At 38.7% G+C, this 19447-nt stretch carries 20 protein-coding genes and 1 tRNA gene; 7 read left to right on the plus strand and 14 right to left on the minus strand.

Annotated features, from left to right (window positions below; translation table 11 throughout):
* Position 1: 1 nt before the first annotated feature.
* Complete coding sequence (locus OXU73_01115; protein MDD9867915.1) at positions 2–1078, minus strand: hypothetical protein; 1077 nt, start codon at positions 1076–1078, stop codon at positions 2–4.
* Positions 1075–2019, minus strand: a complete 945-nt coding sequence (locus OXU73_01120; protein MDD9867916.1) for a DNA cytosine methyltransferase — start codon at positions 2017–2019, stop codon at positions 1075–1077. The genes OXU73_01115 and OXU73_01120 overlap by 4 nt, the downstream gene beginning before the upstream one ends.
* 157 nt (positions 2020–2176) lie before the next feature.
* Here OXU73_01120 and OXU73_01125 point away from each other — a divergent pair, with 157 nt between their 5' ends.
* Positions 2177–2707, plus strand: a complete 531-nt coding sequence (locus tag OXU73_01125) for a hypothetical protein (protein MDD9867917.1) — start codon at positions 2177–2179, stop codon at positions 2705–2707.
* A 7-nt stretch (positions 2708–2714) separates the two neighbouring features.
* Here OXU73_01125 and OXU73_01130 read toward each other — a convergent pair whose 3' ends face one another.
* Both OXU73_01130 and OXU73_01135 read right to left on the minus strand, forming a co-directional pair.
* On the minus strand, positions 2715–3224 hold the full coding sequence (locus OXU73_01130) for a hypothetical protein (GenBank protein ID MDD9867918.1): 510 nt from the start codon (positions 3222–3224) through the stop codon (positions 2715–2717).
* Between the two features lie 24 nt (positions 3225–3248).
* A complete protein-coding gene (locus OXU73_01135) occupies positions 3249–4358 on the minus strand; it encodes a class I SAM-dependent methyltransferase (protein ID MDD9867919.1) in 1110 nt (369 codons plus the stop codon).
* A 47-nt stretch (positions 4359–4405) separates the two neighbouring features.
* Between OXU73_01135 and rsmI the strand changes: the two genes are divergently transcribed.
* Positions 4406–5095 carry a 16S rRNA (cytidine(1402)-2'-O)-methyltransferase gene (gene rsmI / locus OXU73_01140; GenBank protein ID MDD9867920.1) on the plus strand — a complete coding sequence of 230 codons (690 nt, stop codon included), beginning with the start codon at positions 4406–4408 and terminating at the stop codon, positions 5093–5095.
* A gap of 33 nt (positions 5096–5128) precedes the next feature.
* Here rsmI and OXU73_01145 read toward each other — a convergent pair whose 3' ends face one another.
* From OXU73_01145 to OXU73_01165, 5 genes are all read right to left on the minus strand, one after another.
* Positions 5129–6043 (minus strand): M48 family metallopeptidase, encoded by a 915-nt coding sequence (locus tag OXU73_01145; GenBank protein MDD9867921.1) that lies wholly within the window; start codon positions 6041–6043, stop codon positions 5129–5131.
* Between the two features lie 23 nt (positions 6044–6066).
* Positions 6067–6633: a LemA family protein gene (locus OXU73_01150; GenBank protein MDD9867922.1), complete on the minus strand. Its 567-nt coding sequence runs from the start codon at positions 6631–6633 to the stop codon at positions 6067–6069.
* A gap of 314 nt (positions 6634–6947) precedes the next feature.
* On the minus strand, positions 6948–7868 hold the full coding sequence (locus tag OXU73_01155) for a hypothetical protein (GenBank protein ID MDD9867923.1): 921 nt from the start codon (positions 7866–7868) through the stop codon (positions 6948–6950).
* Positions 7869–7982: 114 nt separating this feature from the next.
* Positions 7983–9638: a chaperonin GroEL gene (gene groL / locus OXU73_01160; GenBank protein MDD9867924.1), complete on the minus strand. Its 1656-nt coding sequence runs from the start codon at positions 9636–9638 to the stop codon at positions 7983–7985.
* 18 nt (positions 9639–9656) lie between these two features.
* Entirely contained in the window at positions 9657–9953 is a 297-nt protein-coding gene (locus OXU73_01165) for a co-chaperone GroES (protein ID MDD9867925.1), read from the minus strand.
* 152 nt (positions 9954–10105) lie between these two features.
* Here OXU73_01165 and secG point away from each other — a divergent pair, with 152 nt between their 5' ends.
* Genes secG through OXU73_01180 form a run of 3 tightly spaced genes read left to right on the plus strand, consistent with a single transcriptional unit; the run spans position 10106 to position 14078 of the window.
* Positions 10106–10342 carry a preprotein translocase subunit SecG gene (gene secG / locus OXU73_01170; protein ID MDD9867926.1) on the plus strand — a complete coding sequence of 79 codons (237 nt, stop codon included), beginning with the start codon at positions 10106–10108 and terminating at the stop codon, positions 10340–10342.
* A 24-nt stretch (positions 10343–10366) separates the two neighbouring features.
* On the plus strand, positions 10367–12013 hold the full coding sequence (locus OXU73_01175; protein ID MDD9867927.1) for an ABC transporter substrate-binding protein: 1647 nt from the start codon (positions 10367–10369) through the stop codon (positions 12011–12013).
* 31 nt (positions 12014–12044) lie between these two features.
* Positions 12045–14078: a ribonuclease J gene (locus OXU73_01180; protein ID MDD9867928.1), complete on the plus strand. Its 2034-nt coding sequence runs from the start codon at positions 12045–12047 to the stop codon at positions 14076–14078.
* A 42-nt stretch (positions 14079–14120) separates the two neighbouring features.
* Here OXU73_01180 and OXU73_01185 read toward each other — a convergent pair whose 3' ends face one another.
* The 3 genes from OXU73_01185 to OXU73_01195 form a co-directional block, all read right to left on the minus strand.
* On the minus strand, positions 14121–14786 hold the full coding sequence (locus tag OXU73_01185; GenBank protein MDD9867929.1) for an endonuclease III: 666 nt from the start codon (positions 14784–14786) through the stop codon (positions 14121–14123).
* Positions 14783–15655: a DUF389 domain-containing protein gene (locus tag OXU73_01190; GenBank protein ID MDD9867930.1), complete on the minus strand. Its 873-nt coding sequence runs from the start codon at positions 15653–15655 to the stop codon at positions 14783–14785. The genes OXU73_01185 and OXU73_01190 overlap by 4 nt, the downstream gene beginning before the upstream one ends.
* Positions 15656–15768: 113 nt before the next feature.
* Positions 15769–16305, minus strand: a complete 537-nt coding sequence (locus OXU73_01195; protein MDD9867931.1) for a hypothetical protein — start codon at positions 16303–16305, stop codon at positions 15769–15771.
* 41 nt (positions 16306–16346) lie between these two features.
* Between OXU73_01195 and OXU73_01200 the strand changes: the two genes are divergently transcribed.
* Positions 16347–17336 carry an endonuclease/exonuclease/phosphatase family protein gene (locus OXU73_01200; protein ID MDD9867932.1) on the plus strand — a complete coding sequence of 330 codons (990 nt, stop codon included), beginning with the start codon at positions 16347–16349 and terminating at the stop codon, positions 17334–17336.
* A 44-nt stretch (positions 17337–17380) separates the two neighbouring features.
* Here the strand turns inward: OXU73_01200 and OXU73_01205 are convergent, their stop codons facing one another.
* Together OXU73_01205 and OXU73_01210 are read right to left on the minus strand one after the other, a co-directional pair.
* Positions 17381–17722, minus strand: coding sequence for a hypothetical protein (locus OXU73_01205; GenBank protein MDD9867933.1), 342 nt, complete (start codon positions 17720–17722; stop codon positions 17381–17383).
* Positions 17723–17798: 76 nt separating this feature from the next.
* Positions 17799–19310, minus strand: coding sequence for a DUF2779 domain-containing protein (locus tag OXU73_01210; GenBank protein MDD9867934.1), 1512 nt, complete (start codon positions 19308–19310; stop codon positions 17799–17801).
* 49 nt (positions 19311–19359) lie between these two features.
* Here OXU73_01210 and OXU73_01215 point away from each other — a divergent pair.
* A tRNA-Gln gene (locus OXU73_01215) sits at positions 19360–19430 on the plus strand.
* The last annotated feature ends 17 nt before the right edge of the window (positions 19431–19447 follow it).

The following is a 19447-nucleotide window of genomic DNA, read 5'->3' on the forward strand; positions in this document are numbered from 1 at the left end:
ACTAATCGTCAATGTTTTTTGATATCCCACTTTCAAAAAAATCAGCAGCAGAAATATTTTTTGTTCTGTCTTTAATTTCAAAAGATTTTGGCAATCCTTCTTTTCTTAATAACTTTTTCCATTGAGATAGCCTATCACCTTCAATTCTTTTAAGACGCCAATAATACAAAAGTTTGTCTTCTTTTATTTCAAAAATTCTCTTTCTAATCAACGACGCTCTCTCAAATAATTTTTCATAAATTTGTGGAACTAAATGAACCAATCCCCCTACCTCAATCTCTCTCTGCCCACCAGCCGTAAAAATATCTCTCAAATTAGGGCAAACAGCATTATGCTTTGCAATCAGGTAAATTGCCGCTCTCTCAAACTTTAGTGAACTTTTCCCAAACATCTCTGGAAATAAAATCATTGCGTCAATAACAAATCTCTCTTTCTCTTCTTCATCAAGATTTTGAAATGGATGAATAACTGGAGAAATATGTGTTTCTTCTTTCTCATCATCTATCCACCACAATTCTTCACCATCTTTTAGTTGTCCCTTGTAATACTCCTTGACTAACTGAATCTTTTTATCACTTTCTCTAAAGTTATTATAGTTGATTCCCATCTTTTCAAAAATTGATTCATCTTGAGGCAAATCCATATTAACAACATATCTTGGAGAATGTGTCACTTTAATTGACGACATGCAATCTTGATAAGGACCATACCGAACATCAAATTTACCGCCAAATTTCCCAAACAAAATATAAATTCGTTTAACCTCTTTCACTCGCGATGTTTCAAATATACTATTTCCTCTCGATAACCATGTATTTTTCTTTGTCATCTTTACTTCGACACCAAAATACTCTTTTGCCAAGATATCGGGGAACTCAAGTTTTTCCGTTTGTTTAATAGAGTCCTGAAAACTAGTGTCTTTGGCAATCGAGCACATTGTTTCATAAACAATCCTTTCAAAATCTAAAGGTTGACAACTTGCAACCTTTAAAAAGCGTTCTAAAAGAGCAATTTTTGTGCTTTCAAGCAAGGAAATAAAGTCATTCTCATTAGTGTCTTTTTTCTCTGTATAAATCATGAAGACTTTGACAAAAACTTTTCTATTGCCATCGCTATATACCAGCCCATCACAGGAGGAACAGCATTCCCAATTTGTCTATATGCTTGAGATGTTGAATTAAGAAAGATGAAATCATCAGGAAACGACTGAATGCGCGCCACCTCTCTCGCAGACAACCTTCTTTTTTTATTCCAATGATATTCTATATTGCCATGATGTTCTGCTCGCATAGTCGGTGCAATGTCATTTTTATTGATAGAGATGTTGCCTTGTCCTTTATTTTTCCTTGCCTTGCTCCAAAAGTGATTATGGACGAGACCCTCTGGCACATACTCCAAATCTGCTATTACTTGACCAACTGGAATCCAATTTTTTACTGAGGGTTTTGGAAAAACAAAGTTGTCTAATCCACCACGAACTCCAATCATAAGTACCCTCTCTCTTTTTTGTGGGACACCAAAATCAGCAACACGAAAGAGTTTGTGTTCCACATTATACCCAACACTTTTAAAATCATTTTTAATTTTTTCCATAAACATACCGTTTCCTATTGACAATAGACCTTTTACATTTTCCGCAAGAAAAATTTTAGGTTGCAATAAATCCACAGCTTTAACAAAACTTTTATATAATTTTCCCCTCTTTGTTTTTGCTCCCATCCTTTTGCCAGCAACACTAAAATCTTGGCAAGGAAAACCACCTATTACAACATCAATATCCTTAAGTTTCAAAAACTCTTTCTTGTCTTTCAAAAGTTCAACTATATCTCCACACACAATATGGCTCCCAATATTTTTCCGAAAAGTGTCACAAGCATTTTTATCAAAATCATTTGCCCATACAATATCAAATTTATGTTTTTGATATTTTTTCCCCAAAGACGTGAAGCCACCTAAAACACCCAAATCTAAACCTCCACATCCTGAAAACAATGAAACGACTCTATATCTAACATCCATAATCATAATTCTACAAGAAAAATTGGGTATAATATCTTGAAACAAGTTATAGATAGTGTATTTAAAAATTAACCTCTTGTGAAAAAGTGCTTAATTCATTATTTTGCTGTCCTTTCTGTGCCCTTGCTAAAAAAGTGGGGTGTGGTATGATATTGGTATGAATAATTTTTTGAGGGTTGTTATTGTTGTCGTTGTTTTGGTTTTGATTTATTTTGCTTTCGGCAACTCATCCACATCTGCTAAGGGACATTATGTTCTGAGTATTGCAGATGAGGGGATAGAAGATATTGAAAGGTTTGCGGTGGTCGGTTTTTCTAAGAGACCAAAAGTTAATTTCTTGATTGATGCTGAAGTTTTGCAAAATGCGTTTGTTGATGACAATTCAGTGTCCCGTCACAAATTTCAAGAGGATGCCAATGAAAGAGGCGTGGATACTGATTTAGAGTTTAGGTTAAGAGGCAATTCTGCTCTTTTGGTTGTGTTTGAGAAGTCAGATGGAGAGTATTATATGTCCTACATTAATTCCCTGCCCCGCATTTTTTCAAAAGATGGTGTTATTGTTCCAGAGTTGGAGAGAACGATTTACTTTACTCCGGTTTCATTGGGTGGTGAAGCGCTTGAGGGTGTGAGTGTTGGAATTGGAAGTGTGGGACACACAAACGAACATCACAGAACATTTTCTTTTTAGAGGATACTTACTGAAGTTCTGTGCATTCTCTTTCTGTTGAGTCCTCGGTACATCTGTATAGGATGTCGTCATATAGGCACTCAATGACATCAGAATCTATGAGTCCTTGGCAACCTTGATTACTGGTTGTGGTTTTGCATATTCCCTTTCCACTCTTTTGATCTCTAAAGTTTTTGGCGATGCAACTGCCACTGCTACACTCAGAGTTTTCACTACACTCTTTGCCACCGTCTTCATAACTTAAAACACATCCCATAAAGAAGGCGTTGAGCCATGTCCATTTTCCGCCTTCATCAAGACATTCTTTTTCTGTTTCTATCTCAATTGCCCTTTCAACAAGAGGGTTTGCAATGATAACCTCTCCTACTTCTTCTATTTCTTTGTCAGTTCTATCTATCATTTCATAATTTGCAGGGTCGGAGATATCTCTAAATACTAAGATGAATATTGTTATGAAAAAAAGAATTATTGCCAGTATCACAAAACCTATAATATAAAATATTGTTGATGTTTTCATATATTTAATTGTATCACGGGGTGACTAGAAGTCCATATCCAAAATGGCGTTTGAGAGAGATCTTTGGGAGAATATAAATCGTCCTCCACAGATGAATCCCTGTTCCTGCCAGTTTGTTTTGTTTAATTCTTGGATTGCTTTGTTTATGTTTATTTGTTTTTTGGGAAAGAGGGCTAAAACTGAGCCGTCATAGTTTTTTGTCTTGTGTGTGAAAAATGGGTTTTTGTTTCTTGTTTTGCAATTTACATATATCCGCGGGCTGTCGCTTTTGTGATGGTCTCTTCCCCATTTCCACCAATTGTTCTCGTTGAATTTTTTGATTTTTCTTTTGATTAAAATGTTTTTGTGCTTAAAAAGCTCTGTGTGTCTTATGTTGTATATCATTTTTCTTGTCTGATTTGTTTCTGATGTTTTTGAACACACAAATTCGGCGTTGCCTTGTTTGTTTGTAAAAATGGTGTCTGCGCCACTTACAGCGCCAACTTTGACATCAAAGATGTCGCTGAGTAGTCGTAGGTTTTTGTTTTTTGTGAATGTGATTTTTCCGTTTATGCAATTGAAAAACTGATTTTTGTTTGTCTGCCTTGAGAAGTTGTCTTTTTCAAATCGCCATATGGCGACATTTGGGCATACGCTATCAAAAACTTTTTTGTCTCCAAGATCTATAAAGTGTGTTATTGTTCCCTGCTGAAACATAAGGTTGTTCAGATGTCTTGCTGATGTCAGGTTTATGAACTCTCGCGGTGTTATAAATATCAACTCACCATTTTTTTTCAGGTGTTTTAAGCATTTTTCTATGAAAAAAAGATAAAGGTTGGTTCGCTTGTCAAAAAGTTTGTAGTCAAGTTTCTTTTTTGTGTCGTTTTCTATGTCGTTGTGTCTGACATATGGCGGATTGCCGATTATTGTGCCAAATTTTTCTGAGGGTGAATAATCAAAAAAGTCGCGGGCTGTGGCGCTTGGTGTGGCGATATTTTTATCTTTTTCTATTGCTACACAATTTTTCAGCCCACTTGAGAAAGCGCCGTTCCCAGCGCTTGGCTCAAGGATACGCCCCTTTCTCTTCCTGAGCGAGAGCATCTGCTGGACTATGCCGTTTGGGGTGAATACTTGTCCTTTGGTTTCTATATTCATTACTATTATTATATGCTATATATAAGAGGCAATGATAAAAATAAATTATGTTGGGTAAACTTTATGTAATAGGAACGCCGATAGGCAATCTTTCGGATATATCTTTTCGCGCCATTGAGATGTTAAAAATGGTGGATGCTATTTTTTGCGAGGACACAAGGGTCACAAGAAAGTTGCTCTCACACTACGGGATAAAGACAAAATGTTTTGCTTATCACACGCATAGCAATGAGAAGATAATATTCAAGGCGGCAGATATGATTTCAAAGGGGATGAATGTCGCGCTTGTTTCTGATGCTGGAACGCCTGCTATTTCAGACCCTGGTGTGAAGTTTGTTCGCGGTATTGTTAATTTTCTAAAAGATCCTGATGTCGTTCGTGTCATCCCAGGTGCGTCTGCTGTTGTGTCTGCCCTTTCGGCTTCTGGTGCGCCGTCTTCTTCTTTTACTTTTCTTGGTTTCCCACCACACAAGAAAGGACGGATGACTTTTTTTAAGAATGTCGCAAAGAATGAAGAGACGATTGTTTTTTATGAGTCGCCACATAGGTTGATAAAGGCGTTGACTTCCCTTTGTGAGTATCTGCCAAAGACAAGAGAGGTTATCGTTGCGAGGGAGATGACTAAGATATATGAGTCATTTGTTAGGGGCAACGCGCAGGAAGTTCTTGACTATTTCACAGAAAACAAAGACAAGGTGAAGGGGGAGATTGTAATAATAGTCAGCTCTTTGTCTTAATTGTCTTAAAACAACCCTTACCCTTCTTGCCCTTTATTCTCTTGGGGCTTTGTTTCTCAAGATTTTTATTCTCTCGTCTATCGGTGGGTGTGTCGCAAAGAGTTTCATAAAAAAGGATCGTTCTGGGTGGAGTTTTTGTTTTGGAGGTTCGCTAAACGGGTCGTTTATAAAAAGGTGGGCTGTTGCGTGGTTTGCTTTTTCCATTCTTCGTGAGTTATTTTTTATTTTCTCAAGTGCATCAGCAAGTCCTTTTGGGTATCTTGTTAAAAGTGCGCCAGTTGTGTCTGCGAGGTATTCCCTTTTTCTTGAAACGGACATTCTTATCATAGTCGCTGCGATGGGGATGAGTATTGCTCCTGCAATTGCGATTACAAAAATAACTGTGTTGCCTTTGCTGTTACCTTTTCCTCCATAAATCATAAGACGAAGCGCAATGTCAGCGACAATCGCAATGATGCCCGCAAGGATCACCGTGACTGTTGAGACGAGTATATCTCTGTTCCCTATGTGGGACAATTCATGTGCGATTACGCCTTCCAATTCTGTTTTGTTTAAAATTTCAAGTAGCCCTTCTGTAACCACGATAACTCCATGTTCGGGGTCGCGCCCTGTCGCAAAGGCGTTGGGTGATCTGTCTTTTATTATATAAACTTTTGGCATCGGAAGTCCTGCTGTAATTGAAAGATTTTCTACTGCATTCCAAAGGTCAAAGTATTCCTTTCTTGTTATTTCTTTTGCGCCTGTGAGTGCAAGTGCGATTTTGTGAGAGTTCCAGTAAGCAAAAAAATTAACTCCTATCGCAAAAATAACGGCAAGATACAGAATCCAGCTTGCCTCAAGATACCAACCTATTCCCCACGCAAAAGCAATTACAAGAACAAAGAAAAACGACATTAAGAAAAATGTCTTCCTTTTGTTGGAATCTCTGTGGGTGTATAATGACGCCATTTTTTCTATGGTTTATCTTTTAATTAAAAAGATACGCCAACTGGTTTTTCTGCCGCATCTCGCTCTGCTTCGTCAAGTTCAAAGAATTCTTTCTGCTTGAATCCAAAAATACCTGCAACGATGTTTGATGGGAAGGTTTGGCAAGCGTTGTTTAGATCAAGGACAACTGTGTTGTAGAATCTTCGTGCTGCTTGAATTTTGTTTTCTGTGTCGGTCAATTCTTTTTGAAGCTCCAAGAAGTTTGTATTTGCTTTTAGGTCAGGATAATTTTCAGCAACCGCGAAAAGTGATTTTAGAGCACCACTTAGCATGTTCTCCGCAAGTCCCTGTTTTGCAGGGGTGCCATGTTGGTTTATCGCGTTTGTTCGCATTTCTGTAACCTGTGCAAAGGTTTCTTTCTCGTGCTTTGCGTAACCTTTTACGGTGTTTATAAGGTTTGGTATGAGGTCGTATCGTCTTTTTAGTTGTGTTTCAATGTCTGCCCAACCCTCTTTTACTCTGTTGGTTAGACGAACAAATCGGTTGTAAAGGACTATTACAAACAAAACTAATAGAACTAATATCGCTCCTATTATTATCAAATAAATCATATATGGTTATTTTAACATAAAATTACGAATAATGTAAAGTGGGGATTTGGAGGGCGTGAAACTTGACCTTGCCGAGCCTGCGAGGCAAGTCAAGCGAGTGGCGAAGCCACGAGCGATAATAAAATAGAAGCGAACGGAGTGAGCGATTGCGAGTTGCGTCAAGCGACTAAGCGCAAATGATAGGTTGTAGAGGTATGAGTCCGACCGCAACGAATTTATGAGTTGCGGTCAAGCGAACAGCGGAGCTGTTCGCGTTAATAAATAGAAAGGCGGTTCGGTACTGGGTAGTACCGAACCGCCGGAAACACAAGGCTTCAAGCTGCTTTCGCGAATTTCTTCTCTCTATTTACGAACGCAGTCTCGAACCTTTCACACAGGGATTCTGGAAAGTTTGGGTGGCGAGCAATCTCTTCAACATCTGAGAAACGAAAACAGCCTCCAGATTTGCGTGCTGCCTCAAAAGCCCTCTCCAAGTCTTTGGAAGATAGATTCGGATTTTCCCAAAAGGGACGAATAGGTCCTACAAAGAACTGGTAACTGAGATTGGTTACCTTCAAGTACAAAGTGAGAGCCTTTGACAAAACACCAGGTGGGGTTGCGTGGTTGCGTGCAAGGATTCCAATGAATCTCTCAAGCACATCCCGGTCCTTGGTGGCATGGGCGAAAAATTTGCCTTCAAAGAGATCCCTATACATCGACGCCGTCAAGTCCTTGCGAGCAGCAATTGACATCACGATTCCCTTGCCAAAGTAGAGCTTGCCATCATCGCTGTTCATTTTCTTTAGCACTCCTTTGACAATGCTACGCGGACATTGTGGGTGCCTTACAATTACCTCACAGACTTTTTTCCCTTTGCCCATAAGTCCGTACAAGTAACGAAACAGCCCATCTGGCACGACCTCAATCTCGTGAAAGCAGTCCAGTATCACCCGAAGCCCGAGATGACGCTTGGCTACTGACAGAAGAATAAAGGGTGTCCTGTTTGGGTTTCTGACGATTTCCCTAAGACACTCTTTTTCGTCGCCACGCAAACAAGCATCAAACCCCTCTTCATCATCAAGATGAATGAGACCGAGGGCAACCATTAAGACTTTCTCTGTCGCGTTTTTGTGACGAATCACTTCGTCCCAATTAACGCTAACCGGAACATCTCCCCTCAAAATCTCTACAAGGTCTTTCGGGGTTGCTTTGGGATTTATCAAACTTGGTTTTTCGGACATAGTTGGTACCTCCATCCATGATAACCATTTAGAAAACACTTCGAGGTTAATAAATAACCCCTTAGGAACAATACAGACTTTCATCTGCACTGTTTATTAATATATAAAAATATCAAATTTTTGTCAAGTTTAGAAGCCCATGCCACCCATACCGCCCATTCCTCCTGGCGCTTGTGGTCCGTCCTTTTTATCTTCAGGTATGTCTACGATTGCTGTTTCTGTGGTTAGGAATAGTGATGCTGTGGATACGGCGTGCTGGAGGGCGCTTCGTGTTACTTTGACTGGATCTATTATTCCCGCTTTTATCATGTCGTCAACAATTTTGTCGTTGTTCGCATCGTATCCAGAGGTTTCTTTTCCGTCCTGTATTTTGCTTGCGACAACGGAGCCGTCTTCGTCGCCTTCTTTGCCGACATTTGAAACGATTTGTTTGAGCGGAGATGAAAGAGCCCCTATGACTATTCCATAACCTGACTTTTCACCGATATTTTCAACTTTGGAATCTGGTTTTAATGTGCTCGCTATGTGGGCAAGTGCAGAACCTCCTCCTGGGACTATTCCCTCTTCAATCGCTGCTTTTGTCGCGTTTACCGCATCTTCAATTTTTAATTTCAGATATTTCATTTCTGTTTCTGTTGCGGCTCCGACTTTTATCACGGCAACACCGCCTGTGAGTTTCGCAATCCTTTCATCAAATTTATCTCTTTCATAAGTTGAGGTCGCTTGCTCTCTTTGTGTTTTTATTTGTTTTACTCTTTCTTCAATCGCGCTCTCCTGTTCTTTGCCACCAACGATAACTGTTTTTTCTTTTTTGGAAATCACGCGGCTTGCACGACCAAGAACGCTTTGGTCTGCGTTTTCAAATGTATGACCTGTTTCATCTGATATGACAGTCGCGCCAACAACGGTTGCAATGTCGGAGAGCATTTCTTTCTTTCGGTCGCCATACCCTGGGGCTTTTATGGCGAGGACATTAAATGTTCCGCGAAGTCGGTTTAACACGAATGTTGTAAGCGCTTCTCCTTCTATCTCATCAGCCATTATAACTATGTCTTTTGTTCCGCCCTGAACGACTTTCTCAAGAAAAGGTAGGATTTCTTTTATCCCTGATATTTTTTTGTCTGTTATCAAAATTGCGACATCTTTGTATTCCGCTTCCATTCTCTCTGGGTTTGTAATCATATATGGCGAGACATACCCTCTGTCAAACTCCATCCCCTCTACTACATCATATTCAATGCCGAAAGATTGGGACTCTTCAACGGTAACAACTCCGTCTTTACCGACTTTTTGGATTGTTTCGGCTATTATTTTTCCTATTTCCTCAGATTCTGCAGAAACTGTTGCGACTTGCTCTATTTCTTCCTGCCCTTTTATTTCTCTTGCGTTTTCTTTGAGTTTTGCTATGACATCTTTCATCGCGTTTTCCATTCCTCTGCGAACACTCATAGCATCCACTCCAAGTGTTGTGTATTTCATACCTTCTGACACAAGGGCGTCAAAAAGGATGACTGATGTTGTTGTTCCGTCACCTGCGAGGTCGTTTGTTTTGCTTGCGACTTCTTTTACCATCTCTGCGCCCATATTTTCAAACGGATCTTTGAAAGAGATTTCTTTTGCTATTGAAACACCGTCATTTGTTATGGTTGGTCCGCCATAACTTTTTTCAAGTGCGACATTTCTGCCTCGCGGTCCGATGGTTACTGCGACTGATTTAACAGCTTTGTCTATTCCCTTTTTTATTTTCTTTCTCGCGTTTTCGTGAAATGCTATATCTTTTGCCATAATTTTTGTTTTGTTAAATTAATTGTTTATAATTGCTAAAATGTTATTCTCATTTACTATGAAGTATTCTTCTCTGTCTAACTCTATTTTGTCGCCCCAACTGAAAACAACGGTCTGACCTTCTTTTACGCTTATTTTTTGGAGGTTGCCTTTTTCATCTTTTCTTCCTTCTCCAACGGCAATAATTTCTCCTATATTTGTAGAGTCACCTTTTGCCATCTCAGGAAGTATGATTCCTGCTTTTGAAACCTCATTTAATTCGCGCTTTTTAATCAAAACCCTGTCATATAGGGGTATTACTTTGTTTTTATCCATATAAAAATTGCTTTAATTAAAAGGCATTATATTATTAAACTCAGATTTATGTCAAGTGAGGCAAAGCGGTGGTGGTGACAATGGGGTATGGGGGTTGCCGATAAGCAATTGCCACAATTTCATAAGCTGTGATATAATCTATTTAATAAATTATGTTTGAATGGTTGATTGAGGCGTTGCCTTACATACAGATAATACTTTCGTTCCTACTGATAGTCCTGATTATATTCCAAAAATCAGAGGCGGGTGTTGGTGGTGCGTTTGGTGGTGGTGATACAACAAGCACGGGACATCAGACACGAAGAGGTTTTGATAAGTTTTTGTTTTATATAACGATAATCGTTGCAATTTTGTTCATCGCTACGGTTGTTGTTCCTATTTTCGTATAGATGGGTGCATCTATCTAATAGAACATGGATTTCAAATTAAAAATAGTTCTTGTATTGCTTATAATCGTAATACCGCTTTCTTATCTATTCTCAAACAATACAGATTTGACGGTTGTTGTCCCGCAGGATGGCGGGGTTATTGTTGAGGGTCTTGTTGGAAATGTTCGGTTTATAAACCCTGTCATTGCGCGAACTCAAACTGATAAAGATATAGCTTCGGTTATTTTCTCTGGTCTTACAAGGCTGGGAGATAATGGGAAAATTGTCCCCAACCTTGCGGAGTCATGGACTGTTTCGGATGACGGTATAAACTATGAATTTAAGATAAGAGATGATGCGATATTCCACGATGGGACAAAAGTGACCTCAAATGATGTGCTTTACACGATAGAAGCAATTCAAGATTCTGATGTAAGGAGTCCCCTTGCGATAACTTGGCAGGGTGTTTCTGTGTTTGCGCCATCAAAAGATAAAGTGATATTTACTCTGCAACAGCCGTATTCCCCTTTTATTTACAATACAACTGTTGGTGTGTTGCCAAGCCATCTGTGGTCGGAAGGAACAGAAACATATAGCGACATCATATTTCACGAACAGAATTTAAGACCTATTGGTTCAGGTCCATATCTCATTGAAGATATTGAGACCTTTGGTGACGAAAGGGCGAGAAAATATGTATTGAGGGCTTTTAGTGGTAATGTGTTGGGCGAACCATACATAAAAACACTTGAGTTTGCGCTACATGATAGTGAAGATGAATTGTTTCAGGCGATAAACCGCGGAGATGTAACTTCTGTATCTCTTCAGAATCGTAATGCGTTTTTAAGAGACCTTGCAGAAAAAAATGATGCGTATGATTTCTATACCGCAAATTCTTTGAGGATATTTGGTATCTTTTTTAACAGAAATAGATCGGCAGTTGTTGCAGATGAAAATGTAAGATATGCACTTAATGCAACAGTTCCGAGAGAAGAAATTATTGATGATGTTTTGTTTGGTATCGCAGAAAGCGCCACAGGACCGATTCCGCCAACAAAAAATTCAAAGAGTGGTGAGAGTGAGTTGGATGATGCTCTTGAGTTTCTGAAAGAGCGAGGATGGAGTGAAAATGAAGAAGGTGTACTTGAGAAAGACGACCACGAACTTTCTTTTGACCTAATCACAATAGACACACCCGAACAGATTTCAGTCGCAACCAAAGTCAGTCTTGCGTTTGAAAAAATTGGCGGTGAGGTTGATATATTTACAAAATCTCGTGATAAATTTATAGAGGAAAACATAAGACCCAGAGATTTTGAGGCGGCGTTGTTTGGGTATGGGTTGTCACACGGGTTTGATTTGTTCCATTTCTGGCACTCCTCACAGATAAACGATCCTGGGCTTAATATCCCTGCATATGTTAATCTTGTGGTGGATGATCTCCTTGAAAAAGCAAGGGGGGTTGACATTGTGGAGAGGAAAGAGTTATATAATAGTGTTGAGGAAGAAATACAGGATGTATTACCTGCTGTATTTCTCTACTCCCCACTTTTCGGTTATTTGATTCCAAATTCTCTAAAAGGAATTTCAGTGAATGAAGTGATAAGCCCAGAGAATCGTTTTATAAACATAGACAGGTGGCATTTCAGAACTACAAAAGTTTGGAAGATTTTGGCTCGAGAAAACATTTAGAAATATAATTTATATATAGTTAACGAAAATTATGGTTTACAGAAAAAGTACTTCCTCTTCCTCTGATAAGGAAAGGGAGTCAAAAACAAACGCAAAGACAAGTTCATATTTTTCAAGTTCCGACATAAAAAGAAAAAGGGTCGGTGGTGTTCGTTCTGTGGCAAACACAGGTAGTGAGCACAAATGGGGTATGACAAATTCCAAGAGAACGCCTTCAACCACTCCATCAAGGTCATCATCTATAGCCACGAAGAAACCTTTTGAGAATCGTGTCCGAAGAGTAGGCAGAGGCAGAAAAATAATGCAGAAGAAAAAATATATCCACCTTGAACTTTCTGAGAAGCACATGTCGAAAGACTTGATTAAAAAAATACCGCCCATAGCAAAAGGTGATGTTCGCATATTGTTTTTCGGCGGAGTGGAAGAGATTGGCAGAAACATGTCTGCCGTTCAATGTGGTGATGAGATTGTGATAGTGGATTGTGGATGTCAGTTTAGTGTCCCAAGCGCTCCTGGTATAGATTATGTTCTTCCTAATATAAGATACCTTGAAGAAAACAAAGACAAGATAAAGGCGATGCTTATCACCCACGGACACTTAGACCACATAGGCGGGATAATGTTTCTTGCTGAGAGGCTTGGCTACCCCCCTATTTATTCAAGAAACCTAACCAATATATTTATAAAAAGGCGACAAGAAGAAGTCATAGGACACAAACCACTTGATTACAACGATGTTCAGGCGGACAGCGTTATAGAGTTGGGTGAAAACTTTGTTATAAAATTCTTCTCTGTCACGCACACAATTCCCGATTCTATGGGAATAATAATCAACACGCCACTTGGAAATGTTGTGTATACTGGTGATGTAAAACTTGACCATACGGATGGTGTGGTCGCTGATCACGAAGTAAAAGAGTATTCAAGGTTCAAGAAAGACAAGGTCCTCGTTTCACTCGCGGACTCCACAAACGCAGAAAACCCAGGCTTTTCACTTCCAGAGAAATTAATTGACAAAAACCTTGCTGAAATAATTAAAAACACAAAGGGACGGTTGATAATGGGAACCTTTGCATCTCAACTTGAACGGGTTTCAAACATAATAAGAGCCGTTGAGCACTGCAATAAAAAAGTTATTGTTGATGGTCGTAGCTTAAAAACAAATGTCGCAATAGTTCAAGAAACAGGATACCTAAAAGTTAAAAAAGGGACATTTATACCTATTGAAAAAATGGGTGATTATCCTAAAAATAAAATTGTGATATTGGCGACCGGAGCACAAGCCGACAGATACGCAGTTCTTATGCGCGTTTCAAACAAAACCCACAAACACATCCGACTTGAAAAAGACGACACGATAGTGCTCTCCTCTTCCGTTGTTCCTGGAAATGAGGTTGCTGTTCAGATCCTTAAAGACAACCTTTCAAGGCAGGGCTCAAAGATAATCACTTACAACACGAGTGATGTTCATGCAAGTGGGCATGCCAACAGAGCAGAGCTTGAGTGGATACATAAAAAAATGGACCCTGAATTCTTTATTCCTGTACACGGTCATCATTATATGCTTAGAGTTCACGCAGAAATAGGAAAAGTGGTAGGAATTCCAGAGGAAAACATATTTATCCCAGACAACGGGTCAATAGTAGAGTTCACAAAAAGTGGTAGCAAAGTTAAGGGTAAGATTCTAAAAGAAAAAATGCCATCAGCAATGACAACAGTTGACGGTCTGACAATTGGAGACATACAAGACATGGTTATAAGAGACAGGACCATGCTTGCAGCAGATGGGATATTTACCACAATTATTATCATCAATCAGAGAACAAGAAAACTGAAAAAATCTCCTGACATAATTTCACGAGGTTTTGTGTATTTGAGAGAATCACAAACTCTATTGCAGGAATCAAGGGTGTTGATTAAAAAATCGGTTGAGAAGACCATAAAGAATATGTACCCTATCAACCTTGATGTAGTAAAGAAAAATCTTTCACACGATTTGGAGGACTTTTTGTTCCAAAAAACAACCAAACGACCTCTTATAATTCCAACTATATTTACTGTTTAATTTAATTGAGTGAGTGGGGGTTGGTTAAGGTTGTGACAGAAATTAAGGCCAGAAATTTTTTGCTTTTGGGTAGATTTTTGTTAATGGGTCTTTCTGGTGTAGGTCTTTATTCCCTCTTGGGTTGCCGTATGACCTTCCATACTCAACGACCTTGTAGGTGAAAGCAAACCAGTCTTTTTTTGGTATCACCTCCATCAAATCTCTCTCTATTTTTACTGCGTCTTTGTAGTCCGTAAGGTCAAATCGGCGCGCAAAACGGATCATATGGGTGTCTACAACGATTCCCTCAACCACATTGAAAAGGTTGCCTAAAATGACATTGGCAGTTTTGCGCGCCACCCCTGGCAACTTAAGCATCTCTTTCATGTTTCTCGGCATTTTACCACCAAAATCTTTGTCTAACATTTTAGCGGCAGCAAGAATGTTTTTGGTCTTGTTATGATAAAAACCAGTTGAGTGTATGTCTTTCTCAAACTCTGCCCTGTCGGCGTTTATATAGTCCTGAAACTTTGGATATTTTTTAAAAAGTGTTTTTGTAACCTGATTAACTTTCTTGTCTGTGCATTGTGCTGAGAGTTGAACAGCAACCATAAGTTCCCAATGTGTCTTGTAATTTAACACGAGTTTTGCATCTGGAAAAAGTTTATTAAGCCCTTTTATGAGTTTGGTTGCACGGGCATTTCTTTCTTTTTGTTTTTGCGGTGTCATTCTTTGGGTTTTTGTTGGGGTTTTGGCGGTGTGGTTGGCGTTGGGTCGTCTGCTTTTTCAATTTTTTCTTCCTTTGCTACTTCCTTTTTGTCTTCTGCTTTCTTTTCTTTTTTATCTTGCGCTTTCTTTTTCTCTTGAACATAGTCCTCTTTCTTTTCAAGTGCCTCTGCCTTCTTTGCCTCTTTTTCAACGCGATTTTCCTCTGATATTACTGTTTTTTCTGCTACTTTTTTCTTTTCCCTTAAATCAAAAATGGAAAACAGTATGATACTTGCAAAAATAACACCAAGTATGTTTATCAATAACAGCAAAAACGAGCCACGCATTAACTCAAGATTTAGAGTTGCCGTTGCTATGCTAAATGTTGATAAAACAGGGATAAGAGATACAGAGATTGCGGCACTCGCAAGAGCGGTATTTGTTCTTTTGTTACGAACTATGAATATGGTAGCCGCAGTTGAAGCGATTATTGCTGTAAAGAAGTAAAGTAGTGATGCACTGTTTCTTGCGATTATTTCACTACTTTCAATATCACCTATCTGACCGAACAAAAGAACAACAACGACAGACACAACAAAAGCCAAAACAACAGAGCGAAAAATTGTTTTTGCTGAACGGGATATGAGGGTGGAGTCAGACAGAGAGAAACCAAGCGACAAAGCCATAAAAGGATAAAGAAGTGGAGCAATGAAAACGCTTCCTATTATTATCACAGGATCGTCAAGCAATAGCCCAAATGTTGCCATCACCGTTGAAAGAACAAGGGCTATAAAGAAGTCCTGGTCGGGCGTGCTGTATGTGATGAGGGTCTTTATCGTTGACTCTCTTTGCTCTTGTGTAATATTTTTGAAAGCGAAAAACAATGACATATCTTAAGTTAGGTTTTTGTTTAATAAGCGCTTGGATAATACAAGTTCCTCTTCTTTGTCATCCATATATACAACAAATTATACTATTAATTTTATTTTGTATACTGCGAATCCTATCTGAATTTGTCTTTAATTGTAGACCAAGACATAAAAACCAAAATGGCGCTCAAGGATGTCTTCACAAGACCAAGTGCTGTTACAAAAGCAGGCGAGGAACTTGTGTTATCCAAGTCCATAAGAATTTCTGGATTTTCAATCAGAAAAGAATTTGTGTAGTGGGAGGAAATGGAAGCCAATACAATGAAGACAGCAAACCCGATTGTGTATGACACTCTTCCCCAATTCTTTAGACCAAGAACATAACCAAGATACCCAAAGAATAGAAAAATGATGAGAGCAAGGTTTGCAAGAAACAAAGATATTTCAAGAGAACCAATCTCAAGCATATCAACAGCTGGCGCTGCTGTTTCATACATTGAATCTCCTAAAGTATTTGTTAGTACAAGAGCAATCAGAATTAAAACATCTGCAATCAAAAATCTCTTAAATAGTTTTACTTTATCAGTAGTCACTGTAGGCGTTTGCTGTTGTGTTTCCATATAGTTATTATTTTTGTTAATACTTACTAATGTAACTTTATTATACAACATATCGTCAATCAAGCAATATCCAGTTATGGTAATATAGTGTTATGTTTAGGTATTTATTAATAGTCATTTTATTGTTTTTTCTTTGGTTCTTTTGGGCAAGCGGAGATGCCCTAAAAGAAGGCGAAGTGGTGGCTCATAAAAAAGAATTTGAAGTGGCAAAAGAGGGGGATGTTTTTAATATCGTGACCTATAATGTTGGTTATTTTTCAGGGTTTGCAAATGAGGGGCTTGCGGTAGATAAAAGTGTTGGTTTTATTGAGGAAAAACGCACTCCCGACATTATCATTGAGGAAACGAAAGAGATATTAAAAGATTTTGAGATAGACATACTTGCCACACAGGAGATTGATAGGGACTCAAAAAGGTCGCAAGATATAGACCAAGTGGATGAGGTTGCCGATGCGCTCTCATCACCGTATTCTGCTTTTGCTGTAAATTGGAATAAGAATTTTATCCCCTACCCAATCACGAAACCGAGCCGTTGGTTTGGAAGAACAATTTCCGGACAGGCAATTTTTTCAAAATTTAAAATAGTCAATCACAAATCAATAAAACTTACCCGACCAAAACAACTACCCCTTCGTGATAGTTTTTATTTTGATCGCTTGGCTCAAGTTGTTGAGTTGGATGTTGGGAGGTCTTATCCATTGTTTGTTATAAACATACACCTTGATGCGTTCTCTGCTGATGGTGCAATTGTGCAATCAAAAGAAGTCCTTGAAATTTACAGAGAATACAAAGACAAAGGGGCTGTTATCTTGCTTGGCGATTTTAACAACGACATACGGGACGACAAGGGAAACACAACGCTTGATGCATTCTTTGACTCGGATGAGATTGTGATAACCAAAAAAATATTTGAGGAGGATGACTTTACCTACCCTTCTTCAAATGCAAAAATTAGGATTGACCATATACTTTATGATCCTGACGAACTGTCTTTAATAAATGAAAGAACTCTGAAAGAAGTGGGCAATGGCTCCGACCACTTGCCTGTTATTGCGACATTCTCTTTTATAGATGAGATATAAAAAAATAAGAGCCTCTGTTTTCCCTTTTGGGGGGAAAACAGAGGCTAGTAGACTGTTAGCCCACTTTTGTCTTCTTTGATTCTATCAAAGAGTGAGAGCCACTCGTTGGCTTTGGCCTCTCCTTCTCCTTCTACCTTTGCAAAAAAGGTTTGAAGACACTTTTCACAAAGATAAAGAGTAGTTGAGTGGGGGTCCAGTTTGCCGAGAGAATGCTGTGGTGTATTTTCGCAAGGATCAGAATCTAGCGAAGAATCCTTCCTTCCGGCACATCCCTCAAGAGTCGTACCTCCCACTCCACCCTTAAGGAAAAGCGACTGCCCACCTTCTGGCAAACTAAGAGTCACTTGTCCGAACATTTGGGTTAGTTCACCCGCTACTGCTTCCATAACACTTCCTCCTTTTTGCGTATAAAGAACGCCTAATAATATTTATACTACAAAAAAGGTGATATGTGATAAAAAATCAATTTTGTTTTGTGTAATAATCCAGCTTCTCAAATATCTTTACCATAGCAAGCGTATCAAGCTCACAATATTTTGATAAATCGTTGAATAAAGATTCCCTCTTTGTAGGGTTTTTTCCGTCCAACACAATTTCTGCCCAAATTCTCTGTGCGGAAGCGCCTTCCTGTATATTGAGTTTTTTATATGACAACTCTGGGATGATAACCGGAAGAACATTCTTTATGGAAGAACTGCCGAAAAACTCCGCATCTGACACATAGCCATTTGAAAATGGAATCATAAGATCCACTATTCTTTCATTAACACTTTTTAAATAATTTTTCTCTGCAGGGACAAACTCAGACATAAGCGTATTACACCCTTTCTCAAATGTCTGGTACCACACCACAATGCTACCCTCTTCCCCCAAATCATTTTTTAATTGTTGAACAAGGGGTTCAATTGATAGACTATTTTCTTTGTGTAAATACTCTTTATGAACCAAGTCCTCACCAGGTTTATTTATGATATGTAGTGAATATTGAAAAGGTATCTGCTGATATGGTCTAAGACCATCAAAAGGCGGTATTACTTTTGAAAAAGTCTCATAATCAAGGAAATATAACGGGTATTTTATGTTTGAGAGAAAATTTTTTATGTTTTCCGTGTCTATCTCCCTCCCCCCCTTCTTTGTTATAACAACCTGTCTCTGTTGGTACGAATTAAGATCAAAGTCATCTGGAATTTCTTTTATTTTTTTTATTCCCAATTTTTCAAACTCGCTTAACTGATCTACTTTCAGTCTACACAAATTGTAGCAACTTTCTTTTGGTATCTTTCCGTAAATGTTTTCACAAATATCCAGCCATTCTTTTAATGCCACCTGCTCTGCAAGCTTCGGTGAGAAATCGGGCTTTGTCTCTTCGTTTAAGATTTTGAAAGCACTTCTTATTTTATCTTCTGTCTCTTCTTTAAGTTCTGACACATCTCTTGTTATATCATCTATAGAAGAAATTTCTTTTGGGTCTATCTCACCATTTCTTGTGTATTGATTGTTTACATATATCACATACACCTTGAAGACATCTATGCCCACTCTATCAAGAACTGCTTTTTGAAATGCAAGATCTTTTATGTGGTCTTGCTTTAGAGATGTGCTTGACTTTATTTCATACAGATTAAATGTATTGTCTTCCACTCTTTCTACTACATCTGATATACAGGTTATACTCCCCTCTTTTTCAAATGGCGCTTCAAAACGCGCTTGTAGGATGACCTTTGCTCCGTCTCGGATTGCTTGACCTGTTTTGCCTGTAAGTCTTTTATATTCACCAAAATCACTGAAACCAAGCTTTGTGGCAGAAGAAAACATCTGCTCTGCAACTTTTTCAAACCTCTGACCCTCACGAAAAAGCGACAATAAATTTTCATCTGGTGGCGGAATCTTATCTTTATCAAACTTTTTAAGCCAAAGCCACGCAGGGTGTTTCAGAAACATCATATATTCCGATTTGGAAATCTGCTTATTCATTAAATACCAGTTTATCATTTTAGAGGATAATTTGATACAATAGATTAATTGCTGGGTCGTCTAATGGTAGGACGCTTGGTTCTGGCCCAAGTAATCAAGGTTCGAGTCCTTGCCCAGCAGCAATAATTATATTTTAC

The sequence above is a fragment of the Candidatus Campbellbacteria bacterium genome (assembly GCA_028817035.1).
GTDB lineage: Bacteria > Patescibacteriota > Minisyncoccia > Phycocordibacterales > JABAAK01 > JAPPQH01.